The organism is Desulforhabdus amnigena, assembly GCF_027925305.1.
Classification (GTDB): domain Bacteria; phylum Desulfobacterota; class Syntrophobacteria; order Syntrophobacterales; family Syntrophobacteraceae; genus Desulforhabdus; species Desulforhabdus amnigena.
Genome location: NZ_BSDR01000001.1, coordinates 2,958,102 through 2,976,983, shown reverse-complemented (window position 1 = coordinate 2,976,983; position 18,882 = coordinate 2,958,102). Strand labels below are relative to the sequence as shown.

The 18,882-nt window shown below is 52.6% G+C and carries 17 protein-coding genes; 7 read left to right on the top strand and 10 right to left on the bottom strand.

The genetic code is table 11. From position 1 onward, the window contains the following. Nucleotides 1-6: 6 nt before the first annotated feature. The 3 genes from pckA to QMG16_RS12650 form a co-directional block, all read right to left on the bottom strand. Entirely contained in the window at nucleotides 7-1,611 is a 1,605-nt protein-coding gene (gene pckA / locus QMG16_RS12660) for a phosphoenolpyruvate carboxykinase (ATP) (protein WP_281794702.1), read from the bottom strand. Between the two features lie 248 nt (nucleotides 1,612-1,859). After that, a complete protein-coding gene (cimA, locus tag QMG16_RS12655; RefSeq protein ID WP_281794700.1) occupies nucleotides 1,860-3,446 on the bottom strand; it encodes a citramalate synthase in 1,587 nt (528 codons plus the stop codon). Between the two features lie 198 nt (nucleotides 3,447-3,644). Beyond that, on the bottom strand, nucleotides 3,645-4,898 hold the full coding sequence (locus QMG16_RS12650; RefSeq protein WP_281794698.1) for an aspartate kinase: 1,254 nt from the start codon (nucleotides 4,896-4,898) through the stop codon (nucleotides 3,645-3,647). 406 nt (nucleotides 4,899-5,304) lie between these two features. Here QMG16_RS12650 and QMG16_RS12645 point away from each other — a divergent pair, with 406 nt between their 5' ends. After that, nucleotides 5,305-5,616, top strand: a complete 312-nt coding sequence (locus tag QMG16_RS12645; protein ID WP_281794696.1) for a DUF4389 domain-containing protein — start codon at nucleotides 5,305-5,307, stop codon at nucleotides 5,614-5,616. Between the two features lie 339 nt (nucleotides 5,617-5,955). Here QMG16_RS12645 and tsaE read toward each other — a convergent pair whose 3' ends face one another. Genes tsaE through QMG16_RS12610 form a run of 7 tightly spaced genes read right to left on the bottom strand, consistent with a single transcriptional unit; the run spans nucleotide 5,956 to nucleotide 13,125 of the window. Next, the gene (tsaE, locus tag QMG16_RS12640) at nucleotides 5,956-6,468 is read right to left on the bottom strand and encodes a tRNA (adenosine(37)-N6)-threonylcarbamoyltransferase complex ATPase subunit type 1 TsaE (protein ID WP_281794694.1); all 513 of its coding nucleotides are present in this window, start codon (nucleotides 6,466-6,468) and stop codon (nucleotides 5,956-5,958) included. 3 nt (nucleotides 6,469-6,471) lie between these two features. After that, on the bottom strand, nucleotides 6,472-8,052 hold the full coding sequence (locus tag QMG16_RS12635) for an NAD(P)H-hydrate dehydratase (protein ID WP_281794692.1): 1,581 nt from the start codon (nucleotides 8,050-8,052) through the stop codon (nucleotides 6,472-6,474). A gap of 36 nt (nucleotides 8,053-8,088) precedes the next feature. Continuing rightward, nucleotides 8,089-8,469, bottom strand: coding sequence for a holo-ACP synthase (acpS, locus tag QMG16_RS12630; RefSeq protein WP_281794690.1), 381 nt, complete (start codon nucleotides 8,467-8,469; stop codon nucleotides 8,089-8,091). Then, entirely contained in the window at nucleotides 8,470-9,186 is a 717-nt protein-coding gene (locus tag QMG16_RS12625; protein ID WP_281794688.1) for a pyridoxine 5'-phosphate synthase, read from the bottom strand. Between the two features lie 28 nt (nucleotides 9,187-9,214). Then, complete coding sequence (gene ybeY, locus QMG16_RS12620) at nucleotides 9,215-9,706, bottom strand: rRNA maturation RNase YbeY (protein ID WP_281794686.1); 492 nt, start codon at nucleotides 9,704-9,706, stop codon at nucleotides 9,215-9,217. Next, nucleotides 9,603-12,101 carry an HD family phosphohydrolase gene (locus QMG16_RS12615; RefSeq protein ID WP_281794684.1) on the bottom strand — a complete coding sequence of 833 codons (2,499 nt, stop codon included), beginning with the start codon at nucleotides 12,099-12,101 and terminating at the stop codon, nucleotides 9,603-9,605. Before QMG16_RS12615 ends, ybeY begins: the two co-directional genes overlap by 104 nt. Before the next feature lie 4 nt (nucleotides 12,102-12,105). Then, complete coding sequence (locus tag QMG16_RS12610) at nucleotides 12,106-13,125, bottom strand: PhoH family protein (protein WP_281794682.1); 1,020 nt, start codon at nucleotides 13,123-13,125, stop codon at nucleotides 12,106-12,108. Nucleotides 13,126-13,769: 644 nt separating this feature from the next. Here QMG16_RS12610 and QMG16_RS12605 point away from each other — a divergent pair. The 6 genes from QMG16_RS12605 to QMG16_RS12580 all read left to right on the top strand — a co-directional run bounded on the left by QMG16_RS12605 (nucleotide 13,770) and on the right by QMG16_RS12580 (nucleotide 18,838). Continuing rightward, nucleotides 13,770-14,369, top strand: a complete 600-nt coding sequence (locus tag QMG16_RS12605; RefSeq protein WP_281794681.1) for a CvpA family protein — start codon at nucleotides 13,770-13,772, stop codon at nucleotides 14,367-14,369. Continuing rightward, a complete protein-coding gene (locus QMG16_RS12600) occupies nucleotides 14,366-15,058 on the top strand; it encodes a MazG family protein (RefSeq protein ID WP_281794679.1) in 693 nt (230 codons plus the stop codon). The genes QMG16_RS12605 and QMG16_RS12600 overlap by 4 nt, the downstream gene beginning before the upstream one ends. A 115-nt stretch (nucleotides 15,059-15,173) precedes the next feature. Then, nucleotides 15,174-15,731 (top strand): hypothetical protein, encoded by a 558-nt coding sequence (locus QMG16_RS12595; RefSeq protein ID WP_281794677.1) that lies wholly within the window; start codon nucleotides 15,174-15,176, stop codon nucleotides 15,729-15,731. 145 nt (nucleotides 15,732-15,876) lie between these two features. Beyond that, nucleotides 15,877-16,809 carry an ADP-ribosylglycohydrolase family protein gene (locus tag QMG16_RS12590; protein ID WP_281794676.1) on the top strand — a complete coding sequence of 311 codons (933 nt, stop codon included), beginning with the start codon at nucleotides 15,877-15,879 and terminating at the stop codon, nucleotides 16,807-16,809. Beyond that, nucleotides 16,806-17,612: an outer membrane lipoprotein-sorting protein gene (locus QMG16_RS12585; protein WP_281794674.1), complete on the top strand. Its 807-nt coding sequence runs from the start codon at nucleotides 16,806-16,808 to the stop codon at nucleotides 17,610-17,612. Before QMG16_RS12590 ends, QMG16_RS12585 begins: the two co-directional genes overlap by 4 nt. Nucleotides 17,613-17,683: 71 nt before the next feature. Further along, nucleotides 17,684-18,838 carry an ABC transporter permease gene (locus QMG16_RS12580; RefSeq protein ID WP_281794672.1) on the top strand — a complete coding sequence of 385 codons (1,155 nt, stop codon included), beginning with the start codon at nucleotides 17,684-17,686 and terminating at the stop codon, nucleotides 18,836-18,838. Nucleotides 18,839-18,882 lie beyond the last annotated feature (44 nt).

Below are 18,882 nucleotides of genomic sequence, written 5' to 3'. Positions count from 1 at the left end.
TTTCTTTCAGGAACCCCTAGGGTTGGCCGCTTTGACATCTTCCGCGACACTTCCCTCGAATGCCTTGAAGTTGTTTCTGAACATTCCGGCAAGTTTTTTCGCTTGTTCGTCATAAGCTGCAGTATCCGCCCATGTGCTGCGGGGATCCAGGATTTCCGAAGGGACATCCGGACATGAAGTCGGTACGGAGATTCGGAAGTTGGGATCTTCTCTCATGGGAACAGTCAAAAGTTTGCCGTTGAGGGCCGCATGGACCATGGCCCGGGTGTGAGCGATGCTTATTCTTTTGCCGATTCCGTAGGGTCCGCCGCTCCACCCGGTATTGATCATCCATACATTGACTTCGTGCTCCCCTATCTTTTCCCCGAGCAGTCGGGCATAGACGGTGGGAGAGAGGGCCATGAACGGGGCCCCGAAGCAGGCGCTGAAGGTGGCCTTGGGCTCGGTGACGCCTTTTTCCGTTCCCGCGACTTTTGCCGTGTAACCGGACAGGAAATAATAGAGCGCTTGAGAGGAGGTGAGCTTGGCAATGGGGGGGAGCACGCCGAAAGCGTCGGCCGTGAGCATGATGATATTGTTGGGGTGTCCGCCGACGCCTCGACGCGTGGCGGATTTGATGTGGCTGATGGGATAGGCGGCCCGGGTGTTTTCCGTCATCAGTTCATCGTCCAGGTCGATGCGGCCGGTCATGCTGTTGTAGCCGACGTTTTCGAGGATGGTGCCGAAACGGCGTGTTGTCTCATAAATTTCGGGTTCAGCCTCGGGGGAAAGGTGGATCACCTTCGCATAGCATCCCCCTTCCAGGTTGAAGACGCCTTTGTCGCTCCAGCCATGTTCGTCATCGCCGATGAGCCTGCGGTTTGGGTCTGTCGAAAGCGTTGTTTTCCCGGTACCTGAAAGGCCGAAGAAAATGGCCACATTTTCATCGGCGTCCATGTTGGCGGAGCAATGCATGGTCAGAACATTCCGTTGCGGCAGCAGGTAGTTGAGCACGGTGAAAATGGCTTTCTTGAGTTCTCCGGCGTAATGGGTACCCCCGATGAGCACGATGCGCTCTCGAAAGTGAATCACCACGAAGACTTCCGAGCGCGTTCCGTCCACCTCGGGAATTGCGTGGAAGTTGGGAGCGTGGAAGACCGTGAACTCGGGAACGTGCGTTTTCAATTGTTCAGGCGTTGCCTGAATGAATAAATTGCGCGCAAAAAGGCTGTGCCAGGCTGTCTCCGTAATGACGCGGATGGGCAAACGATAAGTGGGGTCCGCTCCGGCAAAGCAGTCCTGAACGAAAAGGTCCTTACACTGCCAGTAGGCCAGAAGCCGTTGTCGGAGCGTGTCAAAGCGGCTTTGCTCCATCATCTGGTTTACTTCTCCCCACCAGATTTTGTCTTCGCTGGTGGGTTCGCGAACAATGAATTTGTCTTTGGGAGCGCGCCCCGTGTATTGCCCCGTGCGAACCACCAGGGGACCCAGGTGCGAAAGACGTCCTTCGCGCCGGCGGATTGCCTGCTCGTAGAGAAAAGGGGTGGGAAGGTTCCAGTAAATGGTGCCGACGTTTTGAATTCCATGATTTTCCAAACCATGGGGACTGTGAGAAGCAGTGTTAGTGTTCATGATGAACCTCCCTTTTCTGTGTAAATAAAATTGAAGCCGGTCTTCACAATCCCGGGCCGCTCAGCGTTTGGGGTTCAAGGGAATGATATTCAGCCCCTCGAATCCCCGATCCTGGTATAGTAAATGCTCAGGTGCAGGCTAAAATCAAGTTTTTTCCCAGTGGCGGGAGAGTTTAGGGTGTGACTCGGGTGAGAATTTTCGAGTCCGGGGGGCGGGACGCCTCCCGGAAGTTACAGACCGGAAAAATATCAGGACTTCCGATGGTGTTTTTCGCTTTTGTACATTTTGTAATTGATGCTGTCTACCAGGGCCTGCCAGCTGGCTTCAATGATATCGTGCGACACTCCCACGGTGCCCCAGTGATCTGATGTGTCATGGGATTCAATGAGAACTCGGACGCGGGCGGCCGTTCCTTCCTTCCCGGGCAGGACCCGGACCTTGTAATCGCTCAGTTCCATATCTTTGAGCTCCGGATAGAATTTCTCCAACGCCTTTCGCAGAGCATTGTCCAGCGCATTGACGGGGCCAAGGCCCAGAGCCGCGGTATGTTCCATGTGGCCGCCCACTTTAACCAGTATGGTGGCTTCAGCCACTGGTTCATTATGTTCGTCCATCTTTTGATCGATGACCCGGAAGCCGACCAGTTCAAAATAGCGTTTGCTCTTGCCCATTGCCCGGTTCACCAGAAGCTCGAAACTGGCTTCGGCAGCTTCAAACTGAAATCCCTGGTTCTCGAGGTCCTTCAGCTCTTCCAGAACCTGCATGGCCACAGGATCGGATTTGTCCAGGTGAAGACCGTAGTCCTCCGCTTTACGTTTGATGGTGGCCCGGCCCGAAAGGTCTGAAACCAGTATGCGGCGCCTGTTCCCCACCAACTCGGGAGAGATATGCTCATACGTTAGCGGATTCTTCTCCACCGCGCTGATGTGCACTCCTCCTTTGTGGGCGAAAGCACTGCGTCCCACGTAAGGCTGGTAGCGGCTGGGGGGGATATTGGCCAGTTCCAGGACGAAGCGGCTGATGGATCTCAGTTTCTTCAGATTCTCGGAACTCAGGCAGGGAATGTTCATCTTCAGGCAAAGGTTTGGAATAATGGAACAGAGATTGGCATTCCCACATCGTTCCCCCACGCCGTTGATGGTTCCCTGAACCTGAACCGCTCCCATCTCCACGGCCGTAATGGAATTGGCAACGGCAAGATCGCCGTCGTTGTGGACGTGGATTCCAAGGGGAGCGGAGGGAAAACGCTCTCTCACGCTCTGCATGATTTCACGAATGGTGGTCGGCAGGTTTCCACCGTTGGTGTCGCAGAGAATCAGGCACTCCGCTCCCGCTTCCAGCGCTTTTGCCAGGGTGGAGAGTGCATATTCGGGTTCCTCCTTGAACCCATCGAAGAAGTGCTCCGCATCGTAAAAGAGGGTTTTCACATGAGGGCGCAGGTAGGCCAGGCTGTCATGAATGAGCTGCAGGTTGTGGTTGAGAGTGGTGTGAAGCGCTTCCCTGACGTGAATCGTCCAGCTCTTTCCAAACAGGGTGACCACGGGAGTTTTGGCCGCGAGCAAGGCTCTCAGATTTTCATCGGCTTCCGCTGTCTTCTTGGGGTGGTGGGTGGCCCCAAAGGCTGCGATTTGAGTCTGCTTGAGTTCATACTTCCTTATTTCTTCAAAGAATCCGACATCCTTGGGATTGGAGCCGGGCCAACCTCCCTCCACATAATGGATTCCAAGGTCGTCGAGCTTCAGTGCAATCCGAATTTTATCTTCCAGCGAAAGCGAAAAGTCTTCGGCTTGCGTACCATCTCGAAGAGTAGTGTCGTAAATTCTAACTTCTTGCATAAGGGATGCCCTTGAGTGCACTTTTAGGGTAGGGTTCAGTCATTCCCGATTCTTTCAACCCCCCTCCCTCATTGAGAGAGGGTTGCCGAAAGCCTGCACGGTTTGCCTCAACGGGGAAGATGCGAAAGTGTGCTGTAGAAAAGGAGAGGAGAAGCAGCGGTATCGAACGATCTTTCTGCAAATCCGTACATTTTTATCTTATTTCTCTTCCTGTATCTCGATCCGTTCATGAGGTGCCTTGTCCAGTTGAAAAGCGTCGTGCAGGACCCGAACAGCCAATTCGGTATATTTTTCATCGATAATGCAGGAAATCTTGATCTCGGACGTGCTGATCATCTTGAGATTGATATTTTCCCTGGCCAGCGTTTCAAACATTTTACTGGCCACTCCAGGGTGGCTCCTCATGCCCAAGCCGATCACGGAAATCTTGGCAATATGGGGATTGCCGTGTACCTGCCCGGCGTCCATTTCCTGGGCAACCTTTTCGGCAATCTTGAACGTTTTCTCGTAGTCGGTTCTGGGGACAGTGAACGAAATGTTCGTACGCCCCATGATGGAGCCACTTCCTTGAACTATGAGGTCCAGATTCACATTGGCGTTCGAAATCGCCCTGAAGACCTTGGCCGCCATACCGGGAGCGTCGGGAACATTGGTGATCGTGATGCGTGCCTCATTCTTGTTGTAGGTGATTCCCGAAACCACCACCTTTTCCATTTCTGCATCCTCCTTGGTGACGAGCGTACCTGGCGCGTCAGTAAAAGAAGACAGGACCATGATTGGAACATGGTACTTCATTCCGAATTCTACTGAACGCAGATGGAGCACCTTGGCTCCCATACTGGCCATTTCCAGCATTTCCATATAACTGATCTTATCGAGCTTTCTCGCCTTGGAATAGACGTTGGGGTCCGTCGTGAAAACGCCCTCCACGTCGGTGTAGATTTCACACATGTCGGCGCTCAGGGCCGCTGCCAGAGCGACCGCCGTCGTGTCCGAGCCTCCGCGGCCGAGGGTCGTGATGTTGCCTTCATCGTCGTAGCCCTGGAAACCGGCCACCACTACGATCTTCCCCTCATGGATCTTTTCCATGATGGGCAGGGTTTCAATCCAGTTGATGCGGGCTCGGCTGTAGCTGCGATTGGTAATGATCCCAGCCTGGTATCCCGTCATGGAAATGGCGTCGAACCCCATATCCTTGAGAGCCATACTGAGAAGCGCGATGGTCATTTGCTCACCGGTCGCCAACAGAACGTCCATTTCCCGCGGGTCCGGGTTGGAGCTGATTTCGCGTCCCAGAGCCAGCAACCGGTCAGTGTCTCCCGATCTCGCGGATAGAACCACTACAAGGTTGTCGCCTGCTTTTCTGCGGTTTGCCACACGCTCGGCCACTGCCTTGATGCGTTCGGCATTCGCAACGGATGTTCCTCCATACTTCTGAACAACAAGCGCCATAAGTCTTTGAGACCTCCCCTGCTTTAAGATCACATCGTCCCGGAGATATTCTTCTGATGGGGGGCGATGGTTAAAGCGGAAGTAATGTGAACAGGTATACATTGCCTACTGCTATTCGATAACACGAAAAAGTATGTTTACTAACACAATTGTTTTCTAATTTGTACAGGATTTTTTTTCCACTACCTGAAGTGGAAAACAGGTGCGGGTTTGCATGTATAGGGGGAGAGACGTATCGCACGTAGGATCTCGGCAAGTTCAGAAAAAAGCTTGTGGAGAATCGGGGGGGCGGCACAATGGAGGAATGTTCTTGAAGTAAACCGGTCGACAGTCTATGTTTTATGTTCGTTGTCCGCTGGACTTCCGTTAGTCGCATCATCCATACAATGACCCAGGAGGAATTGCAATGAACGACACGACCACATTAGAGAGCAAAGCTTCAAGGAAACAGATCATTATTCGTCTGCTTTATACCCTGCTTTACCTTATCATCTTCGAATTGCTGAAATTGGTGGTTCAGGTTACGGTCCTTTTTCAGTTCGTCTACCTGCTGGTGACAAGAGAGTACAGTCAGCCCCTCAAGAACTTTTCCAACAAAGTGTCCACTTATGTATATAAAATCATTCGATACATGACGCTCAATGACAATGAGCGCCCTTTCCCTTTAAACGATTTTCCACAGGAGATGGAAAAACCCGGTGAGGATGTTAGATTTTAGTACGTCGAGATAAAAACAATCAATTTATGCCCGGTATGTTTTGGATTTCCCCTTGAAGAAGAGGGAAAGGGTGTAATTCTCAAAACCTCCCCCTTCATCCCCCTTCGAAGGGGGGGAACCTTTTGATATTCATTTTCTTGACCTGACGCCTATTCTTTCGAGGGGGGCATGGAATCGTTCAGTGGGGTGAGAACTTCCGCCATTGCGTATTTTATATGAAAAAAGGCTCAAGGTTCATAGCTCATGGCTCATGACAACATCGCTTTTCAAGGGCGTTTCGCGCTTTCCCTATCATCTTGTATCTCTTTGCCCTTTTTTAAATTTTGTTGACGGAGGTGCTCAAGATTCTTCTGAGTAGGAATGTGTGCCGGCACAGGAGGCCAATTCCCGCTTCCACTTTTCCATCCGTGTTTCCGGGGATTTGCCACGTGCCTGGAGAATGATCGTTCGGCTCTCGTCTCCCGTAACTTCGATGCGGATGTCCCATCTTTCTTCGGGGAGTTCCTCTCCAAGCCTTTCCGGCCATTCTATGACGGCAACCCCCTTTCCAAACAGCGCTTCTTTCCAGGGAAGTGTTTCCAGTTCATCCGGGTCCGCCAGCCGGTAAAGGTCGAGGTGGTAGAGATGAAGGCGTCCTTCATATTCGTTGATGAAAGTAAAAGTTGGGCTGGTAACGGGGACCTGGGGGGGAACTCCAAGACCCCGGGCAATGCCCCGGGTGAGAAAGGTCTTGCCTGCCCCCAAATCTCCCCAGAGTGTCAAGATGTCTCCGGCTTCAACCAGTGTGCCGATTTTGAAGCCGAGTTCAAAGCTGTATGCTTCACTGGGGGAATGGAGGATCATATCCGGCATGACTCACCCTGCATCGCTTTCCAGGGAACCGATCACTCGAGGAATTTCCTCGAGAATATCCGAAGCGAGAAGCCCCCGAGTCGCCACGCCGTGCATGTATCTGTCCGCGGCCGCACCGTGTATGTACACTCCCAGGCAAGCTGCCTGAAAAGGTTCGTATCCCTGGGCCACGAATCCAGCGATCATTCCCGTGAGGGTGTCCCCCATGCCCCCGCTCGCCATGGCGGGATTGCCGGAACCGTTTATGGCCATGCGCCCGTCCGGGGCCGCCACAAGGGTACGGTATCCCTTCAAGACAAGAATGACACCATATCTTCTACTGAATTCCGCGGCGACGCCGAGGCGGTCTCTTTGAACAGCCTGTGGGCTGTCTTGAATCAACCGGGCCATCTCTCCCGGATGCGGGGTCAAAATGAGAGGAACGTTTGCCTGCTTCAGGAGTTCAGGGTCTTGAGCGAAAATGGTGAGAGCGTCCGCATCCAGAATCATGGGGCAGGGGGACTGTTGAACAAGCGCTTTGACCAGCTCCTGAGTTTCAGGATGCAGTGAAATGCCGGGCCCGACGGCAAGGGCTTGCTTCCCGTCCAGGAAATTCAGTATTTCAGGGAGTGCGGCCTGAGCGGGCGACTGTATGTCCGTCTCTGCGATGGGGTAGGTCATGGCCTCTGTGAGTTTGACCTCGAGGATGGGATTGAGGCTGAAAGGAACAAAGAGTGTGACCAGTCCGGAACCGACACGCGATGCGCCCTGACAAATGAGGGTCGCCGCCCCCGTTTTTCCCCGCGATCCTGCAAGGACCGCCACGTGGCCCGCATTGCCCTTGTGCACATCAGGGCGGCGCGGTTTCAACCAGCCGGAGAGAAAATGGGCGTCCATCCACCACCGGTTGATTTGAGCGGCCTCCGCCACAATGGAGGGGATTCCGATATCCACCACACGCAATTTTCCCGTGTAATCCGGTCCCGGATCCATCACGTGCCCGATTTTCGGGAAGGCAAAAGTTGCCGTTGCCGTCGCTCGGACAGCGGTTCCGAGAGGGGTGCCGGTGCTGGCGTCAAGGCCAGAAGGGATATCCACCGCCAGGACGGGGACGGAGAGACTGTTCATGCCATCAATGATTTTGCGATAAATCCCTCTTACTTCGCTGTTGAGTCCGGTCCCCAGGATCGCATCGATGATGGCGTCGCTTTCCTGAATCCAGTGCCATTGAGCGTCAAAGTCCTTCCCTTCATCCCATACGAACACCGGTACTTTTATCTTTTCAAGAATCTGAAAGTTGGCGAGAGCGTCCCCTTTCAGTTGGCCGGGGGAGCGCAGGCAGACCACTCGAACAGGAACTCCCCGGGAATGAAAGATGCGGGCCAGCACGAATCCGTCACCGGCGTTGTTTCCGCTTCCCGCAACAACGGTGATTCTGCGTTTGGGTAAATCCGGGATGACCTCCAGGAAAAAAGAGGCCGCGCCCCGGGCCGCACTTTCCATGAGCACCACGCCGGGAATACCGATTTCCTCAATGGTGCGCCGGTCCATCTTCCCCATTTCTGAAGCAGTGACGATCATGGATGCGAGCTTCAAATCTTTCACTCTTTTCCCCCTTTCCAACAAATTTCCCTCTTCTCCTCAGCTTTCGAGAATCACTACGGCTGCGCCGTAATCTCCATCGTCGGTCAAGCTCAAGTGCCAGGCATGGATTCCCTTTTCCCGACAGAAACGCAGGGCGCGATCGGAAAGAACTATCTCGGGCTTTCCCAGAGCATTGCTTTTCACTCCGATATCGAGCCAGAGCACAGGAGAACGCATTCCAATCCCCAGAGCCTTCACGAATGCTTCCTTAGCGGCAAAACGCATGGCAAAACACCTGGCCGGAATTTTCCTCCCGAAACACACTTCAGATTCTTCCGCTGTGAAGATTCTTCTCAAAAATCGTGCATCCCACCGGTCGAGCATCTTTTGTATGCGGTCGGTCCGAACCAGGTCGATACCGATTCCGTAAATGGCCATCTACCCGTTTACCAGAGCAAGCATTTCGCGAACGGCGCGGTCTATACCCACCAGGACTGCCCGGGCGATCACTGCGTGGCCAATGCTGAATTCCTCGATTTCTGAAATATTACGGAGCCAAACGATGTTCTGGTAATCTACTCCGTGGCCGGCATGGACTCCCAGCCCCAGCTTATGAGCCAGTTTGGCTGCGGTAACGACCCGGTCGTATTCTTCCTGGCGCCTCTGGAATGTTTTGGCTTCGGCAAAGCTTCCCGTATGGATTTCTATATAGTCCGTTTCCAGGCGGTGAGCCGTTTTGATCTGCTTGGGATCGGGATCGATGAAAAGGCTCACGGCGATGCCCCCCTTATGGAAGGTTTCCAAAACATCCTTGAGAGCTTCTTCGTACAGAGTTACGTCGAGTCCTCCCTCTGTGGTCAATTCCTGCCGCTTTTCGGGAACGAGCGTTACCATATCCGGTTGAAGGCGCAAGGCGGTCTGGACCATTTCCGGAGTGGCCGCCATCTCCAGGTTCAGATTGGTTTTTACCGTTCGCCGCAGGATTTCCACATCCCGGTCCTGGATATGGCGTCTGTCTTCGCGAAGATGCACCACAATTCCCTGCGCTCCGGCCAATTCCGCCATTGCCGCAGCCGTGACGGGGTCCGGTTCACTGGCCAAGCGCGCCTGCCGTACGGTGGCCACATGATCTACGTTGATAGCAAGTCTGGCCAAAATTCCTCCTTGTTATATGAAAAAAGGCTCAGTCTGTCGGTTCATCGTCCGGATTGAGATACCAGTCAAAGTCCTTTTCAGAGTGTCCCAGCATTTTCAACAGTTCGATACTCCTGGATTCCATCTCCCGGGCTTCTTCATCCCCACGCTCATGGTCATAGCCCACAAGATGGAGAATTCCGTGCACAAGAAGCAGATCCATTATCGCAGAGAAAGGGAGTCCATGTTCTCGGCTCATGAGCTCGGCCGTGGGAGCGGAGATGACCACATCGCCCAGGAGATCCATACAGACATCGCCGAAATCCCCCTCCCACATGGGAAACGAGAGGACATCCGTCGTGGAATCGATCTTGCGGTATTCCCTGTTGATGTGGGTCATCTCTTCGTCATCCACGATCATAATGCTCAATTCGACGTCAGTGTATCCCAAGGCGTTTAAGATCTGTTCTGCTTTTTTCTCTAGGAGTTCCGGGTTTATCTCGATCCGGCTTTGATTCACGCTGATTTGAATCAGAGGCATCTGTTTTTCCTTTTGAATCATTGCATGGAGCAGAGGGGTATTCGATGCGCTTGTGATGGACAGTCGCAAGGATCTGATTGAAATGCTTGGCGATCTGGTGCAGATCTTTCAGTGTCAGTTCACATTCTTCCAGTTGGCCGTCGCTGAAAATATTGTTGATCAGCCGATTCACCAGTCCCTGAATTCTGGCGGGAGTGGGGTCCGTAAGAGAACGGCAGGCGGCTTCGACCACGTCTCCCAGCATCACGAGACCCGCTTCTTTGGTTTGAGGCTTGGGGCCGGGATAACGGTAGTCGTCCATGTTGATGGGGGGAAGCTCCGCCCCTTTGCTGTTCTGAGCCTTTTCCCTCGCATCCAGCGCCTTTTGATAGAAAAAGGAGATGAAGCTCTTACCGTGATGCTGGCTGATGATGTCGATGATCGCTTTTCCCAGCCTGTGCTGTTTAGCCAGTTCCACGCCTTCCTTCACATGGGAGATGAGAATGAGGCTGCTCATGGAGGGGGCAAGTTTTTCATGCCGGTTTTCACAGTCGAACTGATTTTCTATAAAGTACAGGGGCTTTTTGATTTTGCCGATGTCGTGGTAATAGGCTGCCACTTTGGCCAGGAGGGAATTGGCGCCGATGGACTTGGCGGCTGCTTCCACCATGTTGCCCACAATGATGCTGTGGTGGTAGGTGCCAGGGGCCTGCACCATGAGTTCCTGAAGAAGAGGTTGGTCCATGGTGGCCAGTTCCAGGAGTTTGATATCGGTGGTGTATCCGAAGAGCATTTCCACCAGGGGGGTCAACCCCGTTACGAGGATGCCTGAAAACAGTCCGCTGCAAAAGGCGAAAAAGGCATTTGACAAAATCTTGAAGAAAAGGAGCTGATCGTGAATGAATGCGGTCAGTACGATGAGAAACACGTTGGTGATCCCCACCAGGAGCCCCGCCTTGATGGGAATCATACGGTTGCGGCAGGGAGTCACTCCGTGTGCCGCCACGAAGGAGCCGATGAGAAAGAAAAAGAAAAGGCCAAAGTCTTTGCCGAAAAGCATGCCCGCAAACAAGGTCAGGAGCAGGGAAAAAATGAGGGAGACGGTCACTCCGAAAAAGATGCTGGTCATCATGGCGCCGGTGGTCAGAGGGATGGCGTACAGGAGTGTCTTGCCGCTCAGGTGGCTCGCTCCGTCGCCCACCATGTCGGCTATCCACATGGTGGAGCGCCCCAAAGTCAGGAGGAAAATCAGCAGGGTTCCCAAAAAGAGCAAATCGTGAAATTCCATCCGAAAGGATGGGATGTGCCGGTGGGTCACATTGGTGACCACCCAGATGCAAAGGCCGCTGAAAAGAAACATGGTAATGAAGATCATCAACAACTGATGCCGACCGGGCCTTGTCTGTGCCTGAGCTTCCAGTTTGAGCAGTTCCTGGGGGCCTATTTTTTGCCCCTCCCGAACCAGCATTTCGTTTTTCATGAGCTGAATATAAACCGGTTCCACAGCCGCATAGGCCTGTTCCCTGCGGTTTCCCGTTTCTTCCGGATTGAAAGTGAGGTTGGGTTTGAGGAGCTGAGTCGCAAGAAAAGCGATGGCCACCATTTCCTTTACATCTCTCCCCAGTTCCAGAGCCTCCATCCGTGTCATCTTGCGCACTTCTTCAAGGTCTGGAAAGGGATGGGAAGGTGATGTCAAATACTCTTCCATGGTTCCGGTTTTGCGGATCACAATACGTTCCCCCTGAGCCTGAAGCAGGGAGGCCTTATTGGCAACGATTCCTCCCTCAAATGTCGATTCCAGAAGGCGGCTCATTTTGTCTTGAAGGCTCCGGTCGAAACGGCTGTCGACTAAATTGGAAAAAATTTCGTCCGGGACCGGGAATCCCACAAGAACTTCAAAATCTTTCTTTCCGGGAAAGGCAAAGGATGAGTGCCTGAAATGTTTCAGTACCAGAGAGGAAGAATCCATGGATGACGAAAAATTATCGAGCGCCTGTTCAGGAACCATTGCCTGGTTTTCTGATGAGGAATTGTCGGCCTTGAGATACTCTCTCATGGTTTGGAATGCTGTTTCCAGCCGTTCCTGAGCATTTTTTGCCACACTTTCATCCAGATCGTACACCAGGGGAGCCTGGCGGACAGCTTCTTCACGCTTCTTGAGCGTTGTTTCCTTGTCTTCTACACGCAGGTTTTGTCCAGCCTTGATATTCTGGTCTGCGACATCTCCCAATCGGTAGGGCGGGGACTCCATGGTGAAGGATGGAGTGATAAGAAAAGAGATGAGCAGGCTGAGTAAACCCAGGAACAGAGCTTTCTGGCAAAGGATATCCTCCATGGAACAGATCAAGCCATTCTTGCCCCGGGTAATCTTCGACTTGTTTTTGTGCTTATCTTGTTCCCGTTTTTCCTTTTCCATAAATCTACTTTTCTGCTGAACCGCTGGGTGGTACCGTTTTGCCCTTTTCCAGGCGCTCGTAAGCCTGGATGATTTCCTGGACCAACCGGTGCCTGACCACGTCGCGATTGCTGAAGAAAACAAGGCGTATCCCATCGATTCCTTTTAATAATGTGATTGCTTCAACGAGCCCGGATGCTTTTGTCTCGGGCAGATCGATCTGAGTGATGTCGCCGGTGATGACCGCTTTGGAACCCAGCCCGAGTCGGGTCAGAAACATTTTCATTTGTTCTCGCGTGGTGTTCTGGGCTTCATCGAGGATCACGAATGCGTCATTGAGCGTGCGTCCTCGCATGAAGGCGAGGGGAGCCACCTCTATCGCGCCACGCTCGATCAAGTTGGAAGCTCTTTCAAAATCCATCATGTCGTGAAGAGCATCGTAGAGCGGGCGCAGGTAAGGATTTACCTTTTCAGCAAGATCTCCGGGCAGAAACCCCAATTTCTCACCGGCTTCCACTGCGGGACGCACCAGAACAATGCGCCTCACCTGGTCCTTGGTCATGGCTGCAACAGCCATGGCCATGGCCAAGTACGTTTTTCCGGTTCCAGCCGGGCCAATGCCGAAAGCGATATCGTAGTTGCGTATCGCCTCGATATACTCCTTCTGCTTGACACTCTTGGGGGTGATGATTCGCTTATTGGATGCAATGAAAATCTGGTCTAGAAGAATGTCCTTGAGATTCCGATGGATATTTTCACTCAAGATGCGGATGGAATAAAGAATGTCGCTGCCAAAGAGGGGATAGCCCTTTTGGATGAGTTCAGCCAGTTGCTGAAGAAGTTTTTCGCTGAGTTCCACCTGGGGAGTATCCCCGGTGATGCTGAATTGGTTTCCTCTAAGATGAATACGCACATCCAGCTGTTTTTCAATGATCTTCAGGTGGCTGTTCTGTTCCCCTGCAAGTTGCTGCACCAGATGGTTGTCGTCGAAAGCTACCTGTGCGGTGGTTGTCTGAGCTTTATGCTTGCTTTGTGATTGGGCCAAAGCCTTTTCGTCCTCTTCTGGAAGGGTTCACCGAAATATCTCAAGTATTTTATGTATACCCTATCCTGAAAATGATGTTATTTTAATAATATATCTTTGTGTTCGGCATGAACAAAGCAAAACCCCTTCGAAGATTTCCTCATTTGCAGGGAACGCTTCCCAAGGGGGGCCGTGTCCTTTGAACCATCGGTTCGCCGTAAGCTGTTTTTTTCAATAAACCTGATATTTTTAGCATGTGTTTTCAGGTCTGACAATATGCACTTTTGAAAGCGAAAAAGAGAGGTGCGGTAGAGCTTCCAGCAAAGGTCTACGCTTTTCGAACGCTTTCGCAGCAGGAGAATGGGAAGAGGATGCGGCTGGAACTAAAATTCACCCAGGTTTTAGCCTTGTCAAGAAGAAAGTTTTGGAATTGGGGGGGGAGGAGGTATTGGCTTAATATTATTAAATTAAATCAGTATCATATGAGGGGTATGGGAAATGGAATCTTATCATGAGCGACCAACACGAGAATTGGTGGTTGCGAACGGTCTCGACTTGGATAAAATCAGGTTGTTTGATAGGCTGCAACGACGGCTCCGGGAATCCACTGAAAGCGCGGACGGTGGATTGCTGCAGTATGTCAGTCGACAGGGGGAGGGAACCGGATGCAGTTGAATGGATTGGACTGGGTCCTGCTTGGAATAGGGCTTTTTTGTGTAGGGCGTGGCATACTGCGGGGAGCGATTTCTCAGGTTTTTGGAATTGCGGGGGTTCTTGCGGGTTTTGTTCTGGCTTCGCATTATTATGAATCGTTGAGCGTGCAACTGTCCGAAGCTTTTCCCAGGCTTATAGGTCCTCAGGCCGTCAGTTTTGTTCTCCTGTTTTTTCTCGCATGGTTTTGTTTGGGCATCGTCGGATTCGGCATTTCAAAACTTCTGCAAAAAAGCGGACTCGGCTTTTTTGACAGGTTTTGGGGCGCCGCCGTGGGGCTAGCCAAGGCCCTGGCTTTGGCGGTGATTCTGATTTCCGCTCTGACCTTTTTCCTTTCACCTCAGAATAGGATGCTCCATAATTCCGGTCTGACCCCCTATGTGCAGGAAGCTGCTCATGTGGTGATTCAGGCGACACCGGATAAGGTTCAGATGTTGTTTGAAAAAAAGCAAAAAGAACTCAAGCGTTATTGGCTGGATCGGGATCGAGGTCGCGATCGTGTGAAGGAAAAAACCAAGTTGCCTTTTGAGAAGGAAGCGAGAGTCTTGCGATGATGGAGAGTGAACAGGATAGGTGGTTAAAAGTACGAAGAATATGGGAGATCATCGATCGTCTGCGCGGTGAATCCGGGTGTCCCTGGGATCGGAAACAGACCCCCGAAAGCGTCCAAACCTACTTAATAGAGGAAGCCCACGAAGCTTCGGCGGCCATACGCTCCGGACATACTCGTGAAGCGGCCGATGAGCTGGGAGACCTTCTCTTCATGGTCTTTTTCCTCATTCACCTCTACGAAGAAAAGGATGACTTCCAGCTGCAGGAGGTCTGCGACCTGATTTGTGAAAAGATGATCCGCAGGCATCCCCATGTTTTTGGGGATGCGACGGTCCGTTCGGATAAGGAAGTGCGTCAAAACTGGGAAAAAATCAAAGCGGGCGAAAAGGCGGGCAAAGTAAAGCCGTCTGAAGGGATACCCGAATCCCTCCCCGCTCTTATGCGTGCCTACAGGATGATCTCCCGCCTGGCGGGAAAAGAGGATTCCAGGTGGAACGACGTTCAAGCTCGCACTCAAGAATTCGTGGGAAAGAGTCAGATTCTCGGAAACTACATGACCAGCGAGAGTCCCATGTCTGCGAAAGCCTTTGGAGAAATTCTTCTGGACCTGGTGAACTTGGCGCGGCTCAAAGGGTATCGTGCCGAAGATTGCCTGCACGAAGCGTTGAAGACTCTGGAAGGTTCCTCGTGAAAGAAGAATCCAGGGAACAAATTTTGGTGTGCAACGACGTGTTCGTTTGAGTGTTGTATTTTATAATTTATAGTTATTCTTCTATCTTGCTTGAATTGAGCGGGGAATGTATTTCATGAAGGAAATGTTGGATCAGGCTGTGGAAGAGAAAATCGGCCGGGCCAGATGGTTGTATGCGCAGCTGGGGCAGGAGCTTTCCTCCGATACTGAAATCAGAACGCTTTTGGACAATTACCTTGAAGCCATCGGCAAAACGGGTGCGGCCATGCGGCGAAACGGTGTTGTGCGAGCTTGCACCGTCTGCGCCGCCCAGCCCCATGGGAGTTGTTGTTTCTCGGGCATAGAGGAAGGATTCGACCATATGCTCCTGCTGATCAACATGCTGTTGGGAAGAGAATTGCCCGATGAAAAGGGGCTTCCCGGGAGCTGTTACTTTGTGGGGGAATATGGGTGCAAACTCATTGCGAAAAGCTATTTTTGCCTCCACTACCTCTGTCCGGAGCTTAAGGCAATGTTGGGACCTGCCGGTTGCAGGGATCTACTCCGTATCGTAGGCGAAGAACTGAGTGCCGGATGGGAGTTGGAGCAGACCCTCCGCTGCTGGATTCAACGCCGTGAAAATGCCTCTATATCAAGATATCAGGCTGAAGACCTCAAGATCTCTATCCCTTGAATCTTTATGGTAACTCAAGGCATTTTGCTCTTTCTGTCTTAACTTATGGATGTTGATGAAGGACTTCGATGGCTCGGGGGGGAGGGGCTTCCTCTCGTTCGAGCCAGGCGTAGGCCTGTTGGATTGACATTCAAAGGAGAGCAGGATGACGAAGGCGATGAAAAAGGAAAAAGCCGTAGCGATGGTCATGGCTTCCTTTGCCGGCGATTCCCTGGCCCTGGGAGCCCATTGGATTTACGAGACGGAGATCATCGAACAAAAGTTCGGGCGGGTGGAACACCTGCTCAAGCCCCTCAAGGAATCCTATCATCCCACCAAAGATAAGGGTGAATTCACTCACTACGGAGATCAAACCCTAGTCCTTCTGGAATCCCTTGCCGATCGTTCCGAGTTCGATCTCCACCATTTTTCCGAGAGCTGGCAAGCACTTTTCAAAAATTACCATGGTTATTTCGACGAGGCCACCAAGGCCACACTCGTGAATTTTGCCTCGGGAAAAGGGCCGGCGGAATCCGGTTCCTTTTCCCTGGACCTGGGCGGGGCCGCACGCATTGCTCCACTGGTCTACCGTTACCGGGAAGACCTGGAAAAACTCGTTTCCAGCGTCAAGACTCAGACGGCAATGACGCATAACACGCCATTGGTAATAGGCAGTGCAGAGTTTTTCGGCCGTGTTGCCTGGAAGGTGCTTCACGGGCGTTCGCCCGTGGCGGCCATGCGGGAAGTGAGGGAAGAGTCTTTCGAGGGAACCCCCTTTGCAAAGATGCTGGAAGTGGGCCTGGAAAGCAAAGGAACCGGCACGAGAGACGCCATCATGCATTTTGGCCAAAGCTGTGACAGCAATGGAGCTTTTCCCTCCGTGGTGCATCTCCTTTCGCGATACGAAGACGATCTTCGTGAGGCTCTGGTTGAAAATGTCATGGCGGGTGGGGATTCTGCAGCCAGGGGGGCTATTGTGGGAATGATTCTCGGCGCTCATTTGGGGAAGGAAGCCATTCCACGAGAATGGATCTCCGATTTGAAACAGGCGCAGCACATTGTGGATCTTTTGGAAAAGATCGGACGAGCTGAAAGATGACCTGGTTTTCCTCGAAATATGGCCGAAACAGTGGCAGTCCTTTTTCCCGCGGGATATTGGCGATAGTGAGTTCCCTGGCGGTCCTCTGCTTTTTCTGCTTTCCTGCAACACCCGCTTCAGCCGTTACGGCCAGGGAAATTCTGGATCGGATGGACGATCTCTACCGGGGGGAGTCGAGTCATGGTGAAATGACCATGGTGGTGGTCACCGCTCATTGGAAGAGGACACTCTCGCTGGAATTCTGGTCCAAGGGAAAAGAAAAGTCCCTCATCAAAATCCTGGCTCCCATAAAAGAAAAGGATACGGCCACCCTGCGTTCCGGAAACGAAATCTGGAATTATCTTCCCAAGGTAAAAAGGGTGATCAAACTTCCGTCGTCCATGATGTCCGCTTCCTGGATGGGGTCTCATTTCACCAACGACGACTTGGTGAAGGAGAGCCGCTTTGTGGAGGATTACGACTTTGAGGTTACCTTCGAAGGACGGCGGGCAGGGAAAGACATTGTGGAAGTCACCTGTATTCCCAAGCCGGATGCTCCTGTGGTCTGGGGAAAGGTGGTGGTCGTAGTGCGGCTTCAGGACTATCTGCCGCTAGAAAGCGCCTATTTCGATGAAGAACTTCATCTTGCGAGAACCATGACGTTTTCGGATGTCCGAACTTTTTCCGGCCGCACCCTGCCGGCCAGGATGGTGGTTGTGCCCGCGGATAAGCCCGGTGAGAGAACGGAAGTGACCTACCGGGAGATCGCTTTCGATCTCGATCTTAGTGATGAAATCTTTTCCATCCGGAATCTTCAGAAGTAGGGGGGGCTGTGAGCGTTCTGAAGAGGGCATGGCGAAATATCTGGAGGGAGCGAAGAAGGACGGCCATCACTATGGCGGCCGTTTCTATGAACACTTTCATCCTCATCGCCACTTACGCCCTGATGCAGGGGCTTTTGGACCAGGCGGTCCAAAACGCGACGCAACTGAGTACGGGTGAAGCCCAGCTTCACGCTCCCGGATACCTCGAAGACCGTTCGATTTACAAAACACTGGAAAATCCCGAAGCGATCCTTCAAAAGCTGAAAGATCGCTCCTTCGGCGCTGTTCCGCGAACTTACGGATACGGCTTGGTGAGTTGCAGAACCAAGTCGGCCGGCGCCATGTTCTGGGGAGTGGACCCGGATAAGGAAAGAGCCGTTCTGCGGTTGGCGGAGCACATGGGAGAAGGGGTTTATCTCAGTTCCAAAGCTCATAGAGGATTGGTGCTCGGAAGAAAACTTGCGCGATCGTTGAACGCTCACGTGGGATCGGAAATTGTAGTGCTGGTTCAGGCGGCGGACGGCTCCCTGGGAAATGATCTCTTCACGGTTTCGGGAATCCTGAAAGCTGCGGGGGAAGGGGTGGACCGGAGCGCTGCGATCATGCATATCGATGATTTTCGCGATCTTTTTGTCATGAGGAGCGGTGTTCATGAAATTGTAGTGAATACAGGAGGACGGGTCCCTCTGGCAGCTCTGAAAGAGAGCCTGATTCAGGCGGTTCCCGGGGCGGAAGTAAAAACCTGGAGAGAGCTCCTTCCGACGCTCTCCGACATGCTTCAGATTTCGGATGTGAGCATGTCCGTCTTTGGAGCCATTTTCTATCTTGCTGCGGGTCTGGGAGTCCTCAACACCATGCTCATGGCGACCTACGAGCGCATTCACGAGTTCGGGCTTCTGAAGGCATTGGGGACTTCTCCCTGGCGCATTGTGCGGGACGTCACCATGGAGGCCTGGCTGCTGGCGTTTCTTTCCACTGTCGTCGGGGTCGTGGCGGGAGTTGCCGTTTCCTGGGTTCTGCAGGATGTCGGACTGGACACTACCGGCTTTGCGGGGGAATATACTGTTTCGGGTATCGCTTTTGATCCCGTGTGGCGTGCTTCCCTCACTTTTCGGGCTGTCTTGGAGCCGGTCCTCGTCATATGGGTGGTTTGCATTCTGGCGGCCCTCTATCCGGCTTCCATCTCCGCGCGACTGGATCCGGTGAAAAGTCTTTACCATGTTTGAGAGTCCGCTGTTTGGGCTGATGGTCGCGGCGATAGACTTTCAGG